At 68.7% G+C, this 19,955-nt stretch carries 17 protein-coding genes; 9 read left to right on the top strand and 8 right to left on the bottom strand.

The features are described 5' to 3' along the window. Window positions 1-44 precede the first annotated feature (44 nt). Window positions 45-1,028 carry a phosphoribosylformylglycinamidine cyclo-ligase gene (gene purM, locus ACQUS8_RS02080; RefSeq protein WP_435096201.1) on the top strand — a complete coding sequence of 328 codons (984 nt, stop codon included), beginning with the start codon at window positions 45-47 and terminating at the stop codon, window positions 1,026-1,028. 51 nt (window positions 1,029-1,079) lie between these two features. Here purM and ACQUS8_RS02075 read toward each other — a convergent pair whose 3' ends face one another. Beyond that, window positions 1,080-1,970, bottom strand: coding sequence for an NAD-dependent epimerase/dehydratase family protein (locus ACQUS8_RS02075; RefSeq protein WP_435096198.1), 891 nt, complete (start codon window positions 1,968-1,970; stop codon window positions 1,080-1,082). 177 nt (window positions 1,971-2,147) lie between these two features. On the opposite strand from ACQUS8_RS02075, the gene ACQUS8_RS02070 reads away from it, so the two are divergent. Both ACQUS8_RS02070 and ACQUS8_RS02065 read left to right on the top strand, forming a co-directional pair. After that, complete coding sequence (locus ACQUS8_RS02070; RefSeq protein WP_435099244.1) at window positions 2,148-4,535, top strand: DNA topoisomerase VI subunit B; 2,388 nt, start codon at window positions 2,148-2,150, stop codon at window positions 4,533-4,535. Continuing rightward, window positions 4,532-5,629, top strand: coding sequence for a DNA topoisomerase IV subunit A (locus ACQUS8_RS02065; protein WP_435096195.1), 1,098 nt, complete (start codon window positions 4,532-4,534; stop codon window positions 5,627-5,629). Before ACQUS8_RS02070 ends, ACQUS8_RS02065 begins: the two co-directional genes overlap by 4 nt. A 201-nt stretch (window positions 5,630-5,830) precedes the next feature. Here the strand turns inward: ACQUS8_RS02065 and ACQUS8_RS02060 are convergent, their stop codons facing one another. The 3 genes from ACQUS8_RS02060 to ligA are packed head-to-tail and all read right to left on the bottom strand — an operon-like array spanning window position 5,831 to window position 9,225. Then, window positions 5,831-6,583: an MBL fold metallo-hydrolase gene (locus tag ACQUS8_RS02060; RefSeq protein ID WP_435096192.1), complete on the bottom strand. Its 753-nt coding sequence runs from the start codon at window positions 6,581-6,583 to the stop codon at window positions 5,831-5,833. Between the two features lie 30 nt (window positions 6,584-6,613). Next, window positions 6,614-7,408, bottom strand: a complete 795-nt coding sequence (locus ACQUS8_RS02055; protein WP_435096189.1) for an HAD-IIA family hydrolase — start codon at window positions 7,406-7,408, stop codon at window positions 6,614-6,616. Further along, window positions 7,408-9,225, bottom strand: a complete 1,818-nt coding sequence (ligA, locus tag ACQUS8_RS02050) for an ATP-dependent DNA ligase LigA (protein ID WP_435096186.1) — start codon at window positions 9,223-9,225, stop codon at window positions 7,408-7,410. The genes ACQUS8_RS02055 and ligA overlap by 1 nt, the downstream gene beginning before the upstream one ends. A gap of 6 nt (window positions 9,226-9,231) precedes the next feature. On the opposite strand from ligA, the gene ACQUS8_RS02045 reads away from it, so the two are divergent. From ACQUS8_RS02045 to ACQUS8_RS02035, 3 genes are all read left to right on the top strand, one after another. Then, a complete protein-coding gene (locus tag ACQUS8_RS02045; protein ID WP_435096183.1) occupies window positions 9,232-12,495 on the top strand; it encodes a PAS domain S-box protein in 3,264 nt (1,087 codons plus the stop codon). A 289-nt stretch (window positions 12,496-12,784) separates the two neighbouring features. Next, entirely contained in the window at window positions 12,785-12,958 is a 174-nt protein-coding gene (locus ACQUS8_RS02040; RefSeq protein ID WP_435096180.1) for a hypothetical protein, read from the top strand. A gap of 49 nt (window positions 12,959-13,007) precedes the next feature. Next, the gene (locus ACQUS8_RS02035) at window positions 13,008-14,564 is read left to right on the top strand and encodes a hypothetical protein (protein ID WP_435096177.1); all 1,557 of its coding nucleotides are present in this window, start codon (window positions 13,008-13,010) and stop codon (window positions 14,562-14,564) included. Here the strand turns inward: ACQUS8_RS02035 and ACQUS8_RS02030 are convergent, their stop codons facing one another. The 4 genes from ACQUS8_RS02030 to ACQUS8_RS02015 form a co-directional block, all read right to left on the bottom strand. Beyond that, window positions 14,565-14,969: an HIT family protein gene (locus ACQUS8_RS02030; protein WP_435096174.1), complete on the bottom strand. Its 405-nt coding sequence runs from the start codon at window positions 14,967-14,969 to the stop codon at window positions 14,565-14,567. 51 nt (window positions 14,970-15,020) lie between these two features. Beyond that, on the bottom strand, window positions 15,021-15,599 hold the full coding sequence (locus ACQUS8_RS02025) for a hypothetical protein (RefSeq protein WP_435096171.1): 579 nt from the start codon (window positions 15,597-15,599) through the stop codon (window positions 15,021-15,023). Window positions 15,600-15,706: 107 nt separating this feature from the next. Beyond that, complete coding sequence (psmB, locus tag ACQUS8_RS02020) at window positions 15,707-16,441, bottom strand: archaeal proteasome endopeptidase complex subunit beta (RefSeq protein WP_435096168.1); 735 nt, start codon at window positions 16,439-16,441, stop codon at window positions 15,707-15,709. Between the two features lie 130 nt (window positions 16,442-16,571). Next, entirely contained in the window at window positions 16,572-16,739 is a 168-nt protein-coding gene (locus ACQUS8_RS02015) for a hypothetical protein (protein WP_435096165.1), read from the bottom strand. Between the two features lie 263 nt (window positions 16,740-17,002). On the opposite strand from ACQUS8_RS02015, the gene ACQUS8_RS02010 reads away from it, so the two are divergent. The 3 genes from ACQUS8_RS02010 to gyrB all read left to right on the top strand — a co-directional run bounded on the left by ACQUS8_RS02010 (window position 17,003) and on the right by gyrB (window position 19,945). After that, window positions 17,003-17,359, top strand: a complete 357-nt coding sequence (locus ACQUS8_RS02010) for a DUF555 domain-containing protein (protein WP_435096162.1) — start codon at window positions 17,003-17,005, stop codon at window positions 17,357-17,359. A 30-nt stretch (window positions 17,360-17,389) separates the two neighbouring features. After that, the gene (locus ACQUS8_RS02005; protein ID WP_435096159.1) at window positions 17,390-17,929 is read left to right on the top strand and encodes a CBS domain-containing protein; all 540 of its coding nucleotides are present in this window, start codon (window positions 17,390-17,392) and stop codon (window positions 17,927-17,929) included. A 93-nt stretch (window positions 17,930-18,022) separates the two neighbouring features. Further along, window positions 18,023-19,945 (top strand): DNA topoisomerase (ATP-hydrolyzing) subunit B, encoded by a 1,923-nt coding sequence (gyrB, locus tag ACQUS8_RS02000; RefSeq protein WP_435096156.1) that lies wholly within the window; start codon window positions 18,023-18,025, stop codon window positions 19,943-19,945. The last annotated feature ends 10 nt before the right edge of the window (window positions 19,946-19,955 follow it).

Raw genomic sequence — 19,955 nt, 5'->3', positions numbered from 1 at the left:
CATACATCGCTATCCTTTTCGCCCCCGATTACGCACGGTCGTGTATGACCGAGGACGATGCCGAGGGCATGACGTACGCCGAGGCGGGCGTCGACATCGACGCGAGCGAGGCCGCGACTGCGGCGCTCGTCGATGCCGTCGCGGACGTCGGGAACACCACGGACTACGCGGGTCTCGTCCCGATGGGCGAGCAGTACCTCGCGCTCGCGACCGACGGCGTCGGCACCAAACTCCTCGTCGCCGACGCACTCGAGGATTACTCGACGGTGGGCATCGACTGCATCGCGATGAACGTCAACGACCTCGCGGCTGCGGGCGTCGAACCCGCCGCGTTCGTCGACTACCTCGCCGTCGACGAACCGAGCGAGGAACTCACCGCCCAAGTGGGCGAGGGCCTCGCCGCCGGTGCCGAGGAAGCGGGGATGGCGCTCGTCGGCGGCGAGACGGCCGTCATGCCGGAGGTCGTGAAGGGCTTCGACCTCGCCGGTACCGTCGCCGGCCTCGCCGACGAGGACGACCTCCTGCCGGGCGACGCCGAAGTCGGTGACGCGCTCGTCGGCTTCGCGTCGTCGGGCATCCACTCGAACGGCCTCACGCTCGCCCGGAAAGCCGCCACGAAGGGTGAGGGGAGCTACCACGACGACTACCCCTACGAGGGCTACGAGACGGTCGGCGAGGCCCTGCTGGAGCCGACGCGTATCTACACCTACCTACTGCCCTTCCTCCACGACCTCGACGTCCACGCCGCCGCGCACGTCACCGGCGGCGGATGGACGAACCTCTCGCGGATGGGCGAGTTCGAGTACGACGTCACCGACCCCCTCCCCGCGCAGGACGTCTTCGCGTTCGTGCAGGAGCGCGGCGACGTCTCTGATGAGGAGATGCACCGTACGTTCAACATGGGCACCGGGTTCGTCGTCGCGCTCCCCGAGGAGGAGGCCGACGACCTCGTCGCGGGGACGGACGGCGAGCGCATCGGCACCGTCCGGGAGGGCGACAGCGTCGAAGTGCGCGGCCTCTCCCTCTAGACCCACCACCGCTGCAACTGTTTCAGCGCGCGAGGGGGCGGCTCCGCGCGCTCAGACGGACTCGCGCCACGAGTGCTCGGGTGTCCAGTCGAGCAGCTCGCGGGCCTTCGACGTGTCGATGAGCGCGTCGTGCCCGCTCAGGTCCGCGACGACGTCCGTCTCCTCGTAACACCGTTCGATGACGTCGGGCGTCGGTGTCGACGTGAGCGTGTCGTCGGCGGAGACGTAGAAGCGCTCGTGCCCGCTGTGGTCGGCCTCCATCGCGAGGCGGGTGAGGCGCATCGCATCATCGATGTGGCAGTAGGAGAACATCGCGTTGCGCTCGCTCTGCAGGCCGCGCACGTCCTCGATGCCCGCGAGCGAGCGGTCCTCGCCGACGAACGTCTCCTCGATGTCGGCCTCGGTGAGCACCCACGGATAGCGCAGGGAGGCGATGTTCGCGGGACCGCCGTCGCGGCGCGCGAACCCGTCCGCGATGCGCTCGAGCGCCTCCTTCCCCATGCCGTACGGTGTCGAGGGACGGAGCGGGTGGGCCTCGTCGATGGGGAGGTAGTCGACGGGGACGCGCCGGTCCTCGAAGCCCGCGCCCTTCGCGCAGAGCGACGACGCGAGCACCACGTCGTCGATGTCTAACCCGGCGGCGGCCTCGCAGACGTGGTAGGTGCTCATCGCGTTCGACTCGTAGGTGACGTGCTCCGGGGTGTTCTCGGGCGTCGGAATCATCCCGAGGTGGACGACGGCGTCCGCGTCGCAGGCCGCGAGCGACCCGTAAACCTCGCCGGCGTCCGTGAGGTCCGTCCGACGGAAGCCGTCCGCTTCGTCTTCGCGGCGCCGCCCGCGGTTCAGGTTGACAGTGTGGTAGCCGTGGTCGTTCAACTCCGCGAGCAACGTCCGCCCGATGGTGCCGTTGCCGCCCGTGACGGCGACCGTGTCGACGCTCATGGCCGTCCGTGCGAGCGCCGCCGTGTCAACTCTGTCGGTGCCCGCGGTGTGAGTGAAAGGTCGACCGTCGCGGGTTCGTGCGGGCCGGACGCGCCCGTTCCCCGCGCCGTCCTTCACTTTCACCACGCTGTACCCACGGGGTTTTATAGCCGTATGCCCAACGTCGGAGACACGGAAATGACGTCCTTCCAGTCGACACTCGCCGACGGAGATGACGGCATCGCGGAGGAACTTGCCGCGAGCCAGCGCGAGATCTCCATCGCCGAGTTCTTCGAGAAGAACAAGCACATGCTGGGCTTCGACTCCGGGGCCCGCGGGCTCGTCACGGCGGTCAAGGAGGCCGTCGACAACGCCCTCGACGCCACGGAGGAAGCCGGCATCCTCCCCGACATCTACGTCGAGATCCAGGAGAGCGGGGACTACTACACGCTCGTCGTGGAGGACAACGGGCCCGGCATCACCAAAGAACAGATTCCGAAGGTCTTCGGGAAACTCCTCTACGGCTCGCGCTTCCACGCCCGCGAGCAGAGTCGCGGCCAGCAGGGGATCGGTATCTCCGCCGCGGTGCTCTACTCGCAGCTCACCTCCGGGACGCCCGCGAAAATCACCTCGCGCACACAGGGCGCGAGCGAGGCGAACTACTACGAACTCGTCATCGACACCGACACGAACGAACCTGTCATCAGCGAGGAGGAGACGACGTCGTGGGACCGCTCGCACGGCACCCGCATCGAGTTGGAGATGGAGGCGAACATGCGCGCGCGCAGCCAGCTCCACGACTACATCGAGCACACCGCCGTCGTCAACCCGCACGCACGCCTCGAACTCCGCGAACCCAAGGGCCAGTTCAAGTTCGAGCGCGCGGAGGGCGCGACGCTCCCCGCCGAGACCGAGGAGATTCGCCCGCACCCCCACGGCGTGGAACTCGGCGCGCTCATCAAGATGCTCGGCGAGACGGACTCGCGCACGATTCGGGGCTTCCTCCAGGAGGAGTTCACGCGCGTCGGCGCGAAGACCGCCGACAACATCTGTGACGCCTTCCGCGACCGACACTACGGCCGCGAGCTCGCGTGGCGCCCACCCACGCAGACCGAGACGGACCTCGAGGCTGCGCTCGGCGAGGCCGTCGCGAACAAGCCCGCCGCGGACACCGAGGCGTTCGCCGACCACGTCGCGGACGCCATCCGCGAGCGCGGCGAACTTTCCTACACCGACCTCGAGACGCTCGTCGCGGACGCCGCCGAAGAAGTCGGCGAGTCCTCCGGGTCGTCCTTCGGCGCGACCGTCCAGGGCCACGTCGTCGACGCCGCGTGGGACGCCCTCACTGCAGACCGACGCAGTGACCTCTACCGGCACGTCAACGCCGCCACCTCGAACCAGAAGGACGACGCAACCGTCGACGCGCTCGCCGAGCGCCTCGCCGCGAAGTTCGGCGAGGAGACGCCACGCGACCGCCTGACGCGCGACGACCTCTACGACTTCGTCGCGCGCGCCGCCGAGACCACCGAGGACGTCGACGACGTGACCGTCGGCGAGACGGCGCGCGAGAACATCACCGAGGAGCTCTGGACGAACGCACACACCGTCACGGACGACCTCCCGAGCGCCTCGCAGGTCGCGTCCGACCGGAACCTCGCGCGCGAGTTGCTCGCCGCGATGCAGGCCGTCGACGTGATGTCGCCCCCGACGTCCTGTCTCGCGCCCATCGAGGCCGACCTCATCGAGGCCGGCCTCCGCAAGGAGTTCGACGCGGACTTCTACGCGGCGGCGACGCGCGACGCGGACGTCCACGGCGGCGACCCGTTCGTCGTCGAGGCCGGCATCGCCTACGGCGGCGACCTCAAAGCGGAGGGGAAAGTGGACGTGATGCGCTTCGCGAACCGCGTCCCACTCGTCTACCAGCGCGGCGCGTGTGCCACCACGAAAGTCCTCAAGCAGATCGGCTGGCGCAACTACGGCCTCGACCAACCCGGCGGGAGCGGCCTGCCGAACGGCCCCTGCGTCATCATGGTGCACGTCGCCTCCACGAACGTCCCGTTCACGAGCGAGTCGAAGGACGCGCTCGCCTCGGTGCCGGAAATCGAGGACGAAATCGAACTCGCGGTCCGCGAGGCCGCCCGCGAGCTGAAGAGTTTCCTGAACAAGCGCCGCTCGATGCAGAAGCGCCGCGAGAAGCAGAACGTCATCATGGACGTGCTGCCGAAGATGGCCGACAAGGTCTCCGAGATGACCGGGCGCGAACCCGTGGACGTCGAGGACTCGCTCGCGCGCATCATGAACAACGTCCTCGTCGAGCGCGAGCGCGACGGCGAGAGCGTGACGCTCACCGTCGAGAACCACACGAGCACCGGCGCGGACCTCGACGTCACCGAAATCGTCTCCGACGAACCCGCGGACCTCTCTGCGGGCACCGTTGTCGAGATGGACGGCGAGTGGTTCGTGAAATGGTCGCCCGCCGTCTCCGGTGGGGACGAGGCGACACTCGAGTACACCGTCGCCGCGGACGCGGACTGCGACCTCTCCGTCAGCGGCGTCGAAGAGGAAAAACTCACCGTCAACCAATGAGCTCAGACAACACATCCGACGGCGAGGCGCGCGAGCGCCTCATCGACATGGCCGCAGAGTTCTACGACCAGTTCGCCGAGGGCGACGTCCCGTCCATGACGCTCCCGACGCGCTCGAAGTCGAACATCGTCTTCGACGACGACGCCGGGGTCTGGGTCTACGGCGACCGGACGTCGACGCGCTCCGCGAACTCCGTCAACGGCGCGCGCAAGCTCCTGAAGGCCGTCTACACGATCGACTTCCTCGCCCAGCAGCTCGATGAGGACCGCTCCTCGACGCTGCGTGAACTCTACTACCTCTCCGAGTCCTGGGGTGAGGAGGAGGCGCAGTTCAACGACCAGTCGGAGTCCGACAAGCTCGTCGAGGACCTCGAAATCGTCTCCGGCGTGAAGCGCGAGGACTTCCACATGCGCCCCGAGGAGTCCGGCGCGAAAGTGATGGGCCCCCTCCGCATCCGCGAGCAGACGAACCGCGGGGACCGCGAGATTCACTGTCAGGACGACGTCGGGCAAGGCGGCTACCAGATTCCGAACAACCCCGACACCATCGAGTTCCTCGAGCACGACGTCGACTTCGTCCTCTGCGTGGAGACCGGTGGGATGCGAGACCGCCTCGTCGAGAACGGCTTCGACGACGAGTACAACGCGCTCGTCGTCCACCTCGGCGGCCAGCCGGCGCGCGCGACGCGCCGTCTCACGAAGCGCCTACACGACGAGCTCGACCTCCCGGTCACGGTCTTTACTGACGGCGACCCGTGGAGTTACCGTATCTTCGGCTCCGTCAGTTACGGCTCCATCAAGTCCGCACACCTCTCGGAGTACCTCGCGACGCCGGAAGCACAGTTCATCGGCATCCGTCCGGCGGACATCGTCGAGTACGACCTGCCGACCGACCCGCTCAGCGACTCGGACGTGAACGCCCTCGAGAGCGAACTCGAGGACCCGCGCTTCCAGTCGGAGTTCTGGACGGAGCAGATCGAGCTCCAACTCGACATCGGGAAGAAGGCCGAACAGCAGGCGCTCGCCTCGCGCGGCCTCGACTTCGTGACGGACACCTATCTGCCCGAGCGTCTCACCGAGATGGGTATCCTGTAACGAGAGAGCTGCGAAAGGGGGAGTCGGCGCCGGACCGGGGGTGGGGAGTAGGGAGTCCGGCGACGAGTGGGGGGACGGGAACTCGGTTGGGGGAGCGACCGAGCTCCAGCGAGACGTGGCCAGTACGTCGGCCACGTTCCTTCGTATGGGACGGTGGTAGTTGATATGAACACCTAGCACTTTAGGTGTCGCCCAGCCGCCCTACTCGGCGTCGGGTCGGTCGAGGACGACGGGCACCCCGCGGGCGGCGACATCGGCTGCGAACGCCTCGTCGTCGGCCGCGAGCGCATCGAACGTGTTGTAGTGAATCGGGAGCACGAGGTCCGGGCGCAGCGTCTCGGCGAGGTCGGCGGCGTCGTGGCGGTCCATCGTGAACGACTGCGCGATCGAGGGCAGGAGGACGTCGACGTCGAGGCCGTCGTGCTCCTCGACGACGTCGGAGTCGCCCGGCCAGAAGTACGCGCGCTCGTCGGCGGTAAAGCGGAAGCCACAGCCGAACTCGTAGGGATGCCCGGAGCGCCCGCTGTCCTCGCGGTTGTACGCGGGAACGATGTCGACGCCGACGCCGGCGACGTCGAGGCTGTCGCCGTACGCGACGCGCCGGACGTCGTAGTCGAGGTCCTCGGGTTCGGCGACGTCCCGTCCCGAGTTCTCTTCGACACCCTCCGCGGACACCGCCTCGTAGACGAGGACGGTCGCGTCGGGTTTAGCGACGCGGCGCACGCCGTCGTCGTCGTAGTGGTGGTCGTGCGTGACGAGGACGACGTCGCCGTCCCGCGCGTCGTACTCCCGTCCGTGTGGGTGGGCGTAGTCGCCGTACTCCTCGTCCCACGTGTCGTCGAGCGTCCCGTAGCGGCCGGGGTCGGTGTAGACGACGGTGCCGTCCGCCGTCTCGACGCGCGCGCACGCGTACCCGAGCCACTCCACCGTGTGCGAACCGAAGGTGACGGTCATACCTAGACCTGTGCGGACGCGCTCCTAAAGCTACGCGTCCCGGAAGAGGCCGGCGACGCCGCCGACGTCCGAAACGACGTAGTCGGCGTCGGGCGCGCCGTCGCCGCCGTCCGTCCCGAGGCCGGTTTCGACGCGCACGGTCGTCATGCCCGCGCGCTCGCCGAACGCGACGTCCGTCGCGGGGTTGTCGCCGACGAGCACGACGGTTTCGGCGGGAACGCCGAGGCGGTTGAGGACGATGTCGGCAGTCTCCGCGGAGGGCTTCCCGAGGACGGCGTCCGGGTCGCGGTCGACGACGCCCGCGACGGCGTTGATGAGTGCCCCCGATCCCGGGACGGGGCCGTCGGGCGTCGGTATCGTGCGGTCGGGGTCGGTGCCGACGAAGCCCGTCTCGCCGTCGCCGGCGAACGCGCGGAGTGCCGCGCGCATGTCGTTGTAGGAGAACGCGGGGTCGTAGCCGACGACGACGCATTCGGACGGTTCGGGGTCGTCGACGAGCGAGAGGTCGGCGTCGCGGAGTTGCGCGACGACGTCCGCGCCCGCGATGGGGAAAATCCGGTCCTCGGCGTGGTGCTCGCGGAGGTACGTGACGGTGGCGACACCCGCCGTCACGACTTCCTCGGGGGACGCCTCGATGCCCCACTCGCGCAGGCGCGCGGCGTAGGCTTCGGGCGGGACGGTCGGGTTGTTCGTGACGAAGCAGACGGCCTCGACGCGCCCGCGTATCGTCGTCATCGCCTCGCGCGCGCCGGGGAGGAGCGAGTCGCCGGAGAGGAGCGTGCCGTCGAGGTCGACGACGGCGGCGCGCGGGTCGAGAACAGGCATTACTGGCGGTCGGCGAGGCGAGTGATGCGTTCGAGCGAGTCGGCCGACTCCGGTTCCTTGTCGTCGCGGACAGCGAGGAAGCGCGGGAAGCGCAACGCGTACCCCGAAGAGTAGGTCGGGGAGCGCTGAATCTCCTCGTAGCCGACTTCGAAGACGACGGCGGGCTCGACGTCGAGCGTCTGTCCGTCCTCGCTCACGACGTGTGGCTCGATGAGGTCAGTGAGTTCGGCGAGTTGCTCGTCCGTGATGCCCGTCGCCACCTTCCCGATGGTCTCGTAGCCCGCCTCGGTGCGCGCGGAGAGGAGGAACGTCCCGAGGAGGGAGGCACGCCGGCCTTCACCCCACTCCGCGCCCGTCACGACGAGATCGAGCGTCTCGACGTCGGGCTTGCGCTTCAGCCACTGCTTCCCGCGCTTGCCGGGCGTGTAGGCCGACTCGGGGTCCTTGAGCATCACGCCCTCGTGGCCGGCCTCCAGCGCGTCGGCCTCGAAGGCCTCGATGTTCGCCGTGTCGTCGGAGCGCAGGAGGTCGGAGACGGCACCCGTCCCGCCGAGCAGGTCGGCGAGCGCGTCGTGGCGCTCCACGAGCGGCGCGTCCAGCAAGTCCTCGCCAGCGGCGTGCAGGCAGTCGAACGCGCGAAACTCGACGGTGACCTCCTCGCGCATCCGCTCGACGTCGTGCTTCCGACGGAATCGCCGCAACACCTCCTGGAAGGGGAGCGGGCTGCCGTCGTCGTCCACGGCGACGACTTCGCCGTCGAGGATGGTGGGGACGTCGAGGTGGGCCTCGGCGAACTCCACGACTTCGGGGAGCGCACCCGTCACGTCCTCCATGTTCCGACTGTAGAGCGACGTCTCGCCGTCGGGGTCGTGGTGGAGTTGGACGCGCGCGCCGTCGAACTTCGTCTCGACGGCCGCCGTCTCCCACGCCTCCAGCGCGTCCGCGACGCTCCCGGCCTGTGCGAGCATCGCCTGCACGGGCCGGCCGACCTCGAGGTGGATGGCCGCGAGGCCGTCCTCGTCGTCGTCGCGCGCCGTCTCGGCGACGAGACCGTAGTCGTTCGACACTTGGAGGGCGCGCGCGACGGCCTCAACGGGAACGTCGAAGGCCTCCGCGATGGCGTCCCGGACGGTGCCCTCGCCGACGCCGATGCGCATCTCGGAGAGGACGAGGCGCGCGAGATATCGGGCTTCGGCGTCGGCCTCACATCGCGAGAACAGCCCGAAGAGCGTCGCGACCTTCTCGTCCTGGCTCCCGGCGCCTTCGGCGGCGGCCAACTCGGAGAGTTCGTCGAACACCTCGCGAACGGTGAGACTGTCGCGGCCGCCGCCGGACGTGAACGCCCCGAGGCCGCGTTGCCCGCCGAAGTCGTAGCTCTCGGCGACGCGGCCGATGTCGCCCGCCTCGGCGAGGCGCGCTTCGACGTCGTCGCCGTCGACGTTCGGCCCGGCGGCGCGCGCGATGGCCTCGTGGCAGAGGCTCGGCCCGACGTCGAGTTTCCGCTCGCTGTAGGCGGGGAAGACGCGGCCCTGCACGAAGCGCGCGACGATCGAGAGGTCGTCGCCCGCGTCGGCGAAGAGGTCGGTGACGAGCGCCACGACTTCGAGGTCGGCGGGTTCGGCCTCGATGTCGGCGGCGTGCGCGGCGAACTCGGCGAACTCCATTTGGTGGTGGTAGCCGGAGTGCGGACTTAAGGCACGCGGACGCCTTCGGCGTCCGCGGGCAGAGCGAGCGCCGAACGGAGTGTGCCGTGAGCCACGCGGAGGCGAATGGGCTTGCCGTTGACGGAATAGTTTATCGGTGTCGGGGACAGACATGTCCGCATGGGTACACCGGGACCGTCGTCGCGGCACACGCTGGAGGAGACGCTGGACGTGTTCGCGCGGACGGACGCGCCCGGCACGCCGCTGACGACGAGCGAAGTCGCCGACGAACTGGACTGTGCGCGCCGCACGGCGTACGGGAAACTGGAGACGCTGGCGGAGCGCGGCGAGTTGGAGACGAAGAAGGTCGGGGCGCGGGGACGCATCTGGTGGCGCGTCCCGGACGGCGCGGGAGAGCCCGAGTCGGCCCTGGAGCGCGCCCAGTTCAACGAGCTCATCGAGACGGTGACGGACTACGCCATTTTCGTCCTCGACGACGAGGGGCGCGTCCAGACGTGGAACGACGGCGCGCGCCAGTTGAAAGGGTACACCGAGGAGGAAATCGTCGGCGAGCATTTCTCGACCTTCTACACGGAGGAATACCGCGCGAACGACCGCCCCGAGCGAAACCTCGACGGCGCGCGCGAGGACGGCCGCATTGAGGACGAGGGGTGGCGAGTACGGAAGGACGGGACGCGCTTCTGGGCGAACGTCACCATCACTGCCCTCTACGACGACGACGGCGACGTTCGGGGCTACATCAAGATTACGCGGGACATGACGGAGCGCCACGAGTACGAGGAGCGCCTCCGCACGCAGAAGGAGCGCTTCGAGACGCTGGTGCGCGAGGTGACGGAGTACGCCATCTTCCTCCTCGACGACGAAGGGCACGTCCAGACGTGGAACGACGGCGCACGCGAGCTGAAGGGCTACACGGAGGAGGAGATCACCGGTGAGCACTTCTCGGCGTTCTACACCGAGGCGGACTGCGAGGCCGGCCGCCCCGAGCGCAACCTCGAACAGGCCCGGGAGTACGGGCAGGTCGAGGACGAGGGATGGCGCGTGCGGCAGGACGGGACGCGCTTCTGGGCGAACGTCACCATCACTGCCCTCCACGACGACGACGGCGAGATTCGTGGGTACGCGAAGGTGACGCGGGACATGACGGAGCGCCACGAGTACGAGGAGCGTCTCCGCACGCAGCGCGACGAACTCGACGAGCTCGCCCAGATAAACGAAGTCATCCGCGGCATCGACCAGGCGCTCGTCTCGGCGGCGTCGCGTGACGAGATTGAGAGCGCGGTCTGTGAGCGCCTCGCGAGCTCCGAGACGTACTCGGCGGCGTGGCTTGCGGAGTACTCGGACGACTACGAGGAGGTGACGCCCCGGACGGCCGCCGGCATCAGCGAGGAGTACCTCGAAGCCATCGAGGACGCGGAGACGACGCCGACGGAGATGGGTGTCGGCGCGGAAGCCCTCCGGACGCGGACGGCCAAGCCGGTGCAGGACCTTCGGGGCGACGAGTCGGGCGAGCCGTGGCGCGAGACGTCACTCTCGGAGGGGTACGAGTCGGCGGTGTCCGTCCCACTCGTCTACGAGGACGCCGAGTACGGCGTGCTCACGGTGTACGCGGAGAGCGAGACGGCGTTCGACCAGCGGAAGATTGACGTCGTGAGCGAACTCGGGGAGACGGTCAGTCACGCCATCGCGGCGCTCGAACGCAAGGAGCGCGAGCGGACGCTGACCGCGCTGCAGCAGACGACGCGCGAACTCCTGCACGCGGAGACGCCCGCGGAAATCGGGTCCACCGTCGTCGACATGCTCACGACCGACCTCGCACTCGACGGCGCGCGCGTCTACGCCTTCGACACGACGGAGAACACGCTCGACGCGGTCGGGTTGGGCCACGGCGCGGACGCCCACGACCCCGGGCCGGTGTCGCTCGAGGCGGGGACGGACTCGCCGATATGGCGGAGTTTCGTCGAAGGCGAGGCGGCCGTCGTGTCGGACGCCGTTCCCGTCGCGGGCGGGGGCGTTCGGGACGCGCGGGTCATGCCGCTCGGCGACCACGGCGTCCTCGCCGTCGCGCTCCCCTCGACGGGGTCACTGGACGACGACACCGAGCGCCTCGTCGAACTCGTCGCGGCGACGACGGAGGCGGCGTTCGACCGCGTGGAGAGCCAGCAGACGCTCCGCGAGCGCGACGAACTCCTCCAGGAACGCAACCAGCGCCTCCAGCGTCTCAACCAAGTGAACACGCTCATCCGCGAGGTCGACCAGGGGCTCGTCCGCGCGACGACGCGCGCGGAGATCCAGCGCGTCGTCTGCGAGCGCCTGACGGAGAGCGAGCGGTTCCAGTTCGCGTGGGTCGGCGCGCCGGACGACGTCGAGGAGGAACTCGTCCCGGCTGCACGCAGCGGGGACGCACGCGGCTATCTCGACAGCGTCGACCTGGCGCTCTCGGGCGTGGAGACGGCCGAACCCGCAGTCCGCGCGCTTGCCACTGGCGCGGCCACAGTCGTCTCGAACGTCGCGGACAACCTCCGACGCGGCCAGTGGCGCCGCGAGGCGTTCTCCCGGGAGTTCCAGTCCGCCATCGGCGTGCCGTTGCGATACGGTGACGTCACCTACGGCGTCCTCGCCGTCTACGCGGACCGGCCGGGGGCGTTCGACGAGATGGAGCAGTCGGTGTTCGGCGAACTCGGCGAGACCATCGCGAACGCGATTCACGCCGTCGAGACGAAGCGCGCGCTCCTCGGCGACCGGCTCGTCGAGGTGGACGTCCGCCTCGCGGAGGAGTCGACATCCCTGCTCGGCCGGCTCGCGCGCGACCTCGACTGCACCGTCGCGTTCGAGGGGATGACGCCGGTCGCGGACGAGCGCGTGCGCGTCTTCTTCGTCGTACAGGACGTCGCCGCGGACGCGGTCCAAGACGCCCTCGAGGAGTCGGTGAGCGTCGACTCCGGGCGCATCGTCGCGTCCTCGGAGGAGGGCCACCTCGTTGAGGCAGTCGCCTCCGGGTCGACGGTGGCAGGCGCGCTCTCGGAGTACGGCGCGTCGCTCCGCTCGCTCCGACTCTCCGGCGACGGTATCGAGCTACGCGCGGAACTGCCGGAGACAGCGGACGTTCGTGAGTTCGTCGAGTGGCTCCAGTCGCGCTACGAGAGCGCGGAGTTCCTCGCGCGTCGCGAGCGCGAGCGCCCCGCACGAACGCGGGAGGGGCTCTACGCCGAGCTCGAGGCGCACCTCACGGAGCGCCAGCGCGAGGTCCTAGAGACGGCGTACTACGGTGGGTTCTTCCAGACGCCGCGGCGGAGCACGGGAAGCGACGTCGCCGAGATGCTTGACGTCTCACAGCCGACGGTATCGGAGCAACTTCGGGTCGCCCAGCGGAAAGTCCTGGAGCTCCTGTTCGACGACAGGCGGGACGACAGAACGACATGAAAGGGGCGGGGCGGAGACGCGGCGAACGGTGAACGAGTCGACGGTTCCGATGTGGCCACCACGTCCCCCCACGGAACGTGTGGCACGACTCCCGCTCCCTGCCCCCCAGCAGGGAGTGTCTGGGGTAACGACATCTGCTTGAATATAGGTAGTCCCTATCAGTATGTCGAGTGGTGGTTGCGGCGGCTATCAGTATCGGCCCGTGGTGTGCCGTCCGGCTCCGGCGGCGTCGCGTACGGCGGCGGCCGACACTCCAACCTTCAACACGGACCCGCGCCTACACGCGAGTATGAGCGACGACGTGAGCGACGACGCCGACCTCGACGAAGCGGTCAAGCAGTTCCTCGCGGGCGCGGACGCCGTCTACGAGGACTACGAACGCGGCTACACGGACGCCGACGCCGCCCTCCACGTGCTCGAAAGCCACCTGAAGGAACTCCGAGAGACCTACGAGGAAGCATAGCCGGCGCGCGGGCAGGCCTTTCAAGTCGCGACCGGACGAAGGCGGCCCCATGGCCGAGTCGGAACTCGCACGCGACGTGGAGGCGGTGCTGGACGTGGACCCGGAGGCGTTCCAGGAGCGGGTGCGCGAAGACGCCGAAGTCATCAAGGCCGAGATCGAGGCGGGAACGTTCGACAACCCCCAAGCCATCGTCGGCCTCGAGTACGAGTTCTACGGCGTCGCCGACGACGGGTCGCTCGCGCGCATCCCGCGACGCCTCCTCGAGTTCGTCGGCTTCGAGAAGGAACTCGGCCTCCACAACGCCGAGATGACGACGAGTCCACAGCCACTGAACGAGTACGGCCTCGAAGCCCAGGAGGCCGAAGTACGCGCGCGCCTCGAGGCCGCCGCCGAACCGATGGACGCCGAGGGCCTCCACCTCGTCAGCGACGCGATGTGGACCATCCCCCCCGAGGGGGAGACGGCACGGGAGTACCTGACCGCGAGCGTGACCGACGGCGGCGTCGAGATCGCGACGAACATGAGCGCCTCGACGCGCTATCACGCGATGGCGAACACCGACCAGCCGGCGGGGATGCGCCTCGACGCCCCGCACGTCTCGCTAGACGCGGACACGGTGATGCCCGAGGCACTCATCACGTCCATCCAGCCCCACTATCAGGTGCCACAGGCCGTTGATCTCCCGACCTACTTCCGGTACGCCGTCCGCCTCGCCGGGCCGCTCGTCGCACTCGGGGTGAACTCGCCGTTCTATCCCCCAGACCTCTACGACGCGGACGCGACGCCCGAGGAGATCCTTAGAGAGGGCCACGACGAGGGCCGGATCGACGTCTTCGAGTCCGTGCTGAACGTGCCGGGCGAGCAGGAGAAAGTGCGCTTCCCGCGTGATTTGGAGAGCGTCCACGACGCCGTCGACGCCGTCGTCGAGGACGACACCATCGTCCCGATGCCCGTCGAGACGGGCGGGCGCTTCGACGACGAGTTCGCGCACTTCCGGATGAAACACGGCACCTACTGGCGCTGGGTGCGCCCGGTGTTCGGCGGGGCCTCGCCGGAGTCCGCGAACGCCCGCATCGAGTTCCGCCCGCTCCCCGGCCAGCCGACGGTGCGGGACACCATCGCGTTCCAGGCGCTCCTCGCGGGGGCGCTCGAGGCGATGGTGGCACGTGACCACCCGCTCTATGAACTCCCGTGGGAGACGGCGCGCGAGAACTTCTACGCTGCTGTCCGCGACGGGAGCGACGCGGACATCACCTATCGTGGCCCCGACGGGGAGACGACGGACGCGACCGAGATGTACGCCGACCTCTTCGAGCAGGCGGAGGCGGGCCTGCAGGCCCGCGGGCTCGACGAGGAGACGGCCGCGAAGTACCTCTGGCCGCTCCGCCAGCGCGCGCGCCACGGCGTCACGCCCGCGGACTGGAAGCGCGAGCGCGTCCGCGAGAACCTCGATGAGGGTGCGGACTTCGAGAACGCCGTCTACGACATGCAGTTCGACTACCTCGAACACCAGCGCGACACGCTCATCACCGGAAGTTTCGCGGACTGGACGGGACGAGGCGGCGAAGTCGAGGCGGAGCGCCACCGGAGCAACCGGCGCGGATAGCTAGAGTCCCTCGCGGACGCGCGCCGTGAGCGCCGTCGCCTCCCCGTCGTCGAGCGACCCGCGTGGGAGCGAGAGGTGGACACCGTCGGCGCTGTCGCGTGGCAGGAGGTGGACGTGTGGGTGGTCGACGCCCCCGACGATGCGCGGCGTCGTGTAGAAGACGCTGACGCCGTCGACGTCGAGCGCTCGCTCCAGCGCGTCGGCGAGCGTCCGAACCGCCTCGAAGACGGCGCCGGCGTCAGCGTCGTTCGCGAAGACGTCGTCGCCGTGGGCGACGGGGACGACGAGCGTGTGTCCCCGGACCGCGGGGTTCGCGTCGAGGAACGCGACGACGCGCTCGCTCTCGTAGACGCGGTGGGCGTCCGCCTCGCCGGCGACGATGCGACAGAACGCGCACGACTCCATACGCCCCGTAGGGACCGACGGCACAGAAAACTTCCCGCCGGGGCGGGGCGCTCAGACGCCCCCGACACCCAGTAGCGCGGTGCCGGCCCAGACGAACCCGGCACCCGTGAGTACCGCGCCGATAACGGTGAGGCCCGGCGCGACTGCGGGGACGGCACTCGCTGCCGCGAAGACGAGCGTCCCGACGACGAGCAGGCCGCCGCTCCAGCGCGGCAGCGGCGGGCCGCGAACGACGGTCCACCCGACGAGCACCAGCCCGAGGACGAAGAGGAGTGGGCCGGCGGCGGAGACCGGGCCGGTGGCGGCAGTCGCAAAGACGGGCGTGACGTCGACACCGGCCGACCCTGCGAGTTCGACGTAGACGACGGCGGTGACGAAGACGGTGCCGAGCGTCCCCGCCACCATTCCGAGGCGACCGGCGACGTCGGGCGCGCGGTCGGCCTGTACGGCGTAGATGCCGACGAACGCGAAGACGAGCAGGGCGTGCGCGAGGAGGACGGCGCCGCGCCCGAGTGGCGTGCCGGCCGTCGGGTCGCCGCCGACGAGGTTGAGGGCGTGGCCGAGCGGGAGGAGGACGCCCGCGAGCACGGCAGCGACGCCGCCCTCGATGCGCAGCGGAGTGTCGGACATACGTGGGGTGTCAGCGCGCGGTCTGAAAACCGTTCGGGCGGCCTCCACACACCCGGGAGCCGTCGCTACGCGGGTCGCGAAAACGTGAGAATCCGGGAAGAGCCGGTTTACAGGACGTCGTCGACGTCCTGATGGCCGACGATTTCCACGTCGTTCTCCGTAATCTTCGTGACGTGGATACCGTTGCCGGACGCGGTGTCGCGCTCGCTCGCGGCCTGAATGGCCTTCGCGCCGACGGTGACCGCTTCGTCCATCGTCAGGTCCTCACGGTAGTTGTTCTCAAGGGTACCGAGCGCGTACGGCATCCCGGAGCCCTGTGCGGTGTACTTGTCGCTGAGCGAGGAGCCCGCGGGGTCGAGGCTGTAGACGTGCGAGCCCTCCTCGTCGACGCCGCCGAGGATGGGGGCGACGCGGAAGAAGGGACCGCCGCGCAGGAGGTTGGAGGCCATCGTCGCGAGGGCGTTGATGGACATGCGCTCGCTACGGCGGGCCTCGTAGAGGTTCGACTCGGCCTTCAGCGTGCGGATGAAGGACTGCGCGCCGCCGACACTCCCGGAGATGGAGAGCGCGGCGTTCGACTGAATCTGCTCGACCTTCTGGACGTTCTTGTTGGAGACGACGCGGCCGCCGAGGCTGGCGCGCATGTCGGAAGCCATGAGGACGCCCTCCTCGGTGGTGATGCCGACGATGGTGGTACCGGTCTTGTTGATGTTGTCCATGTCCTGCTTGCTCACGTCGTTCTCGGGGACGTGGCCGAGCTCCGGCTCGTAGGGGTTGCCGGGGCCGTCGGGGAGGCGCTCTGCGTTCCGCGAGAACTCGGAGCCCTGACTCGGGTTAAACATTGCCTGTGGATACTCGCGGGTCACGTATAAAATCCACCCTTCCGGTGGTTACTCACGGGACTCCCTGCGGGCGGTTGCGACGCTGACGACACGACGTCCGAGAAGGAACGAGTCGAGCGGTGCTCGCGGCTCAGCGTGTGCTTCGGTAGGCGTCGCCCGACCGCTCGAGCACCCGGTGGAGCGGAAGGGTGAGACCGAAGCGGCGCGCGAGCGTCGCGATTGGGAGCATCACGAGGGCGATTGCGAGCGTGAACTGGTACTGGACGGCGGTGACGAGACGGGCAAACCGTGTTCGCATCTGCTTGGCTCGCACTCAATCGATTGGAGTATAAGAACCTTGCCGCTGTCACTGACCCGCACACCCCGGCGCAGTCTTGCGATTCGCGTCGCGCTCGGGGCACGGCCGATCGGGCCGGGGCCGCGTGGCGTCGACGTGTCACGGAGGCCGAGGTGACGCCAGCTATTCGCGTAAGTTATGGCGATAATTGGCGTCACGTCCGCGCGGTGGGCCGACGGCCAGCAACCACAAAGCACGACTACCCGGGGCACTTGCGTTCGAGCATGAGCAACTACGTCGTGGCGATGGAGGCCGCGTGGCTGGTTCGTGACGTCGAGGAGTCGGACGACGCTATCGGCGTCGCGGTGAGCGAAGCGGGTCGGCGACTGAACGACCAAGACCTCGACTACGTCGAAGTCGAGGCCGGCGTGACGGCCTGTCCGGCGTGTGGCGAGCCGCTCGACGCCGCGTTCCTCGCGGCGGAGACGGCGCTCGTCGGGCTCGTCCTCGAACTCACCGTCTTCAACGCCGACTCCGAGGAGCACGCCTCGCGCATCGCGAAAAGCGAAGTCGGCGGCGCGCTCCGCAACGTCCCCCTCGAAGTCATCGACGTCGTCGAGGAGCCCGAGGACGGGGAGTAAACTTATCTATAACTTCGGGTAATTACGGCTATGTACCTCCCCACGCCCCAGGACCTCCGGGAACGCCGGAACGCCCTCGGGCTGACGCAGAGCGAACTCGCCGAACGGGCCGGCGTCTCCCAACCCCTCATCGCGCGCATCGAGGGTGGCGATGTCGACCCGCGACTCTCGACGCTGCGGCGCATCGTCGAGGCGCTGGACGAGGCCGAAGGCGACGTCGTGCGTGCGCGCGACTTGATGCACGAGATGGTGGTCAGCGTCGCGCCGAGCGACGCCGTCCACGACGCCGTCGACCGGATGCAGGACGCCGGCTACTCCCAGTTGCCGGTCATCGCCGACGGCGTGCCCGTCGGCTCCATCAGCGAGAGTGACGTCGTGCATGCGGGCGCGGACGTCGGCGACAGCCCCGTTCGGGAAGTGATGAGCGAGTCGTTCCCCACCGTCTCGCCGGACGCGACCCTCGAGGAGGTGTCGAGTCTCCTTGACCACTACACCGCCGTCATCGTCACCGAGGACGGCGACACCGTCGGCATCATCACGCAGGCCGACGTCGCCGCACACGTCAGCTGAGGGCGCACAGGGGTGCTCTCGCGGCTCGCGCGCCTACACGCGCGCGTGTGCGAGGGCTTATACGGGAGGGGCTACTAGGGACAGTCAATCCCCATGCCAGACTCAGGCGAGTACGGAGCCGGGCAGATTCAGGTGCTGGAAGGACTGGAAGCGGTCCGCAAGCGCCCGGCGATGTACATCGGTTCTACCGACGCACGGGGTCTCCACCACCTCGTCTACGAGGTCGTGGACAACTCCATCGACGAGGCGCTCGCCGGACACTGCGACGAGATTACGGTGACACTCCACTCTGATGGGTCCGTGAGCGTCGAGGACGACGGGCGCGGCATCCCTGTCGACACCCATGCGGAGTACGACCGGCCCGCCGTCGAGGTCATCCTCACCGTCCTTCACGCCGGCGGGAAGTTCGACAACAAGTCCTACCAGGTCTCCGGTGGGCTCCACGGTGTCGGCGTCTCCGTCGTGAACGCGCTCAGTGAACAGCTCGCCGTCGTGGTCGACCGCGAGGGCGGACGCTTCCGTGAGCGCTTCGAGCGTGGCGAACCGGTCACCGACCTCGAACGCGTGACGGACGTCCCCGAGGACCAGACCGGGACGCTCATCCGCTTCACGCCGGACTCGGACATCTTCGAGACGACCGAGTTCAGCTTCGAGACCCTCGAGAGTCGCCTCCGGGAGCTCGCGTTCCTCAACAGCGGCGTCACCATCACGCTGCAGGACGAACGCGAGGGCGAGGAGGGACGCGAGACCACCTTCCACTACGAGGGCGGCATCCGCGAGTTCGTCGAGTACCTCAACGAGTCCCGGACGGAACTCCACGATGACGTCATCTATCTCACCGGCGAGGAGCAGGACATCCAGGTCGAAATCGCCATGCAGGCGACCGACGACCTGCAGTCCTCGACGCACGCCTTCGCGAACAACATCAACACCCGCGAGGGCGGCACGCACCTCACCGGGTTCAAGACGGCACTCACGCGGACCGTCAACGACTACGCGAGCGAGGAGGGACTCCTCTCCGAGCTCGACGGCGAGAACCTCAAGGGCGAGGACATCCGTGAGGGTCTCACCGCCGTCGTCTCCATCAAGCACCCCGACCCGCAGTTCGAGGGGCAGACGAAGACGAAACTCGGCAACTCCGAGGTTCGGGGTATCGTCGAGTCCACCGTCCACGAGGGACTTCGCACCTACTTCGAGGAGCACCCGGACACGGCCGAGGCCGTCATCGAGAAGGCCGTCGAAGCCGCGAAGGCCCGGAAGGCCGCGAAGAAGGCCGAGGAGCTCACCCGCCGGAAGAACGCGCTCGAATCGGGCGCGCTCCCCGGGAAGCTCGCGGACTGTCAGACGCGCGAGCCCGAGGACGCCGAACTCTTCATCGTGGAGGGCGACTCCGCGGGCGGCTCCGCAAAGCAGGCCCGCGACCGGGAGTTCCAGGCGGTGCTCCCCATCAAGGGGAAGATCCTGAACGTCGAGAAACACCGCCTCGACCGCGTGCTGGAGAACGACGAGATCCGGGCGCTCATCACCGCCGCCGGCACCGGCATCGGCGAGGAGTTCGACATCGACGAGCTTCGCTACGACAAGATCATCTTCGCGACGGACGCCGACGTCGACGGCGCGCACATCCGCACGCTCCTCCTGACGTTCTTCTACCGGCACATGCGTCCGCTCCTCGAGGGCGGGCACGTCTACGCGATTCAGCCGCCGCTCTACCGTATCCGCTATCGGGGCGAGACGTACGACGCGATGACGGAGGAGGACCGCGACCGCATCATCGAGGAGAAGTGTAACGGGAACCCGACACAGGTCCAGCGCTTCAAGGGGCTCGGCGAGATGAACCCCGAGCAGCTCTGGGACACCTCGATGAATCCCGAGAACCGCGTCCTCAAGCGCTTCACCGTCGAGGACGCCGCCGAAGCCGACCGCATGTTCTCCGTCCTGATGGGCGACGCCGTCGGCCCGCGCAAGCAGTTCATCCAGGACCACGCGACCGACGCGGAATGGGTCGACATCTAACTATCACTCT

The sequence above is a fragment of the Halarchaeum sp. P4 genome (genome assembly GCF_051195175.1).
Lineage (GTDB): Archaea > Halobacteriota > Halobacteria > Halobacteriales > Halobacteriaceae > Halarchaeum.
This window is presented reverse-complemented; position numbering and strand designations above follow the sequence as displayed.

Excerpts from the sequence above, each read along its gene's own strand:
- psmB (WP_435096168.1), bottom strand. The coding sequence starts at position 16,441 with ATGTTTAACCCGAGTCAGGGCTCCGAGTTCTCGCGGAACGCAGAGCGC.
- ACQUS8_RS02045 (WP_435096183.1), top strand. The coding sequence starts at position 9,232 with ATGGGTACACCGGGACCGTCGTCGCGGCACACGCTGGAGGAGACGCTG.
- ACQUS8_RS02025 (WP_435096171.1), bottom strand. The coding sequence starts at position 15,599 with ATGTCCGACACTCCGCTGCGCATCGAGGGCGGCGTCGCTGCCGTGCTC.
- purM (WP_435096201.1), top strand. The coding sequence starts at position 45 with ATGACCGAGGACGATGCCGAGGGCATGACGTACGCCGAGGCGGGCGTC.
- gyrB (WP_435096156.1), top strand. The coding sequence starts at position 18,023 with ATGCCAGACTCAGGCGAGTACGGAGCCGGGCAGATTCAGGTGCTGGAA.
- ACQUS8_RS02005 (WP_435096159.1), top strand. The coding sequence starts at position 17,390 with ATGTACCTCCCCACGCCCCAGGACCTCCGGGAACGCCGGAACGCCCTC.
- ligA (WP_435096186.1), bottom strand. The coding sequence starts at position 9,225 with ATGTCTGTCCCCGACACCGATAAACTATTCCGTCAACGGCAAGCCCAT.
- ACQUS8_RS02060 (WP_435096192.1), bottom strand. The coding sequence starts at position 6,583 with ATGACCGTCACCTTCGGTTCGCACACGGTGGAGTGGCTCGGGTACGCG.
- ACQUS8_RS02040 (WP_435096180.1), top strand. The coding sequence starts at position 12,785 with ATGAGCGACGACGTGAGCGACGACGCCGACCTCGACGAAGCGGTCAAG.
- ACQUS8_RS02065 (WP_435096195.1), top strand. The coding sequence starts at position 4,532 with ATGAGCTCAGACAACACATCCGACGGCGAGGCGCGCGAGCGCCTCATC.
- ACQUS8_RS02015 (WP_435096165.1), bottom strand. The coding sequence starts at position 16,739 with ATGCGAACACGGTTTGCCCGTCTCGTCACCGCCGTCCAGTACCAGTTC.
- ACQUS8_RS02010 (WP_435096162.1), top strand. The coding sequence starts at position 17,003 with ATGAGCAACTACGTCGTGGCGATGGAGGCCGCGTGGCTGGTTCGTGAC.
- ACQUS8_RS02030 (WP_435096174.1), bottom strand. The coding sequence starts at position 14,969 with ATGGAGTCGTGCGCGTTCTGTCGCATCGTCGCCGGCGAGGCGGACGCC.
- ACQUS8_RS02070 (WP_435099244.1), top strand. The coding sequence starts at position 2,148 with ATGACGTCCTTCCAGTCGACACTCGCCGACGGAGATGACGGCATCGCG.
- ACQUS8_RS02035 (WP_435096177.1), top strand. The coding sequence starts at position 13,008 with ATGGCCGAGTCGGAACTCGCACGCGACGTGGAGGCGGTGCTGGACGTG.
- ACQUS8_RS02055 (WP_435096189.1), bottom strand. The coding sequence starts at position 7,408 with ATGCCTGTTCTCGACCCGCGCGCCGCCGTCGTCGACCTCGACGGCACG.
- ACQUS8_RS02075 (WP_435096198.1), bottom strand. The coding sequence starts at position 1,970 with ATGAGCGTCGACACGGTCGCCGTCACGGGCGGCAACGGCACCATCGGG.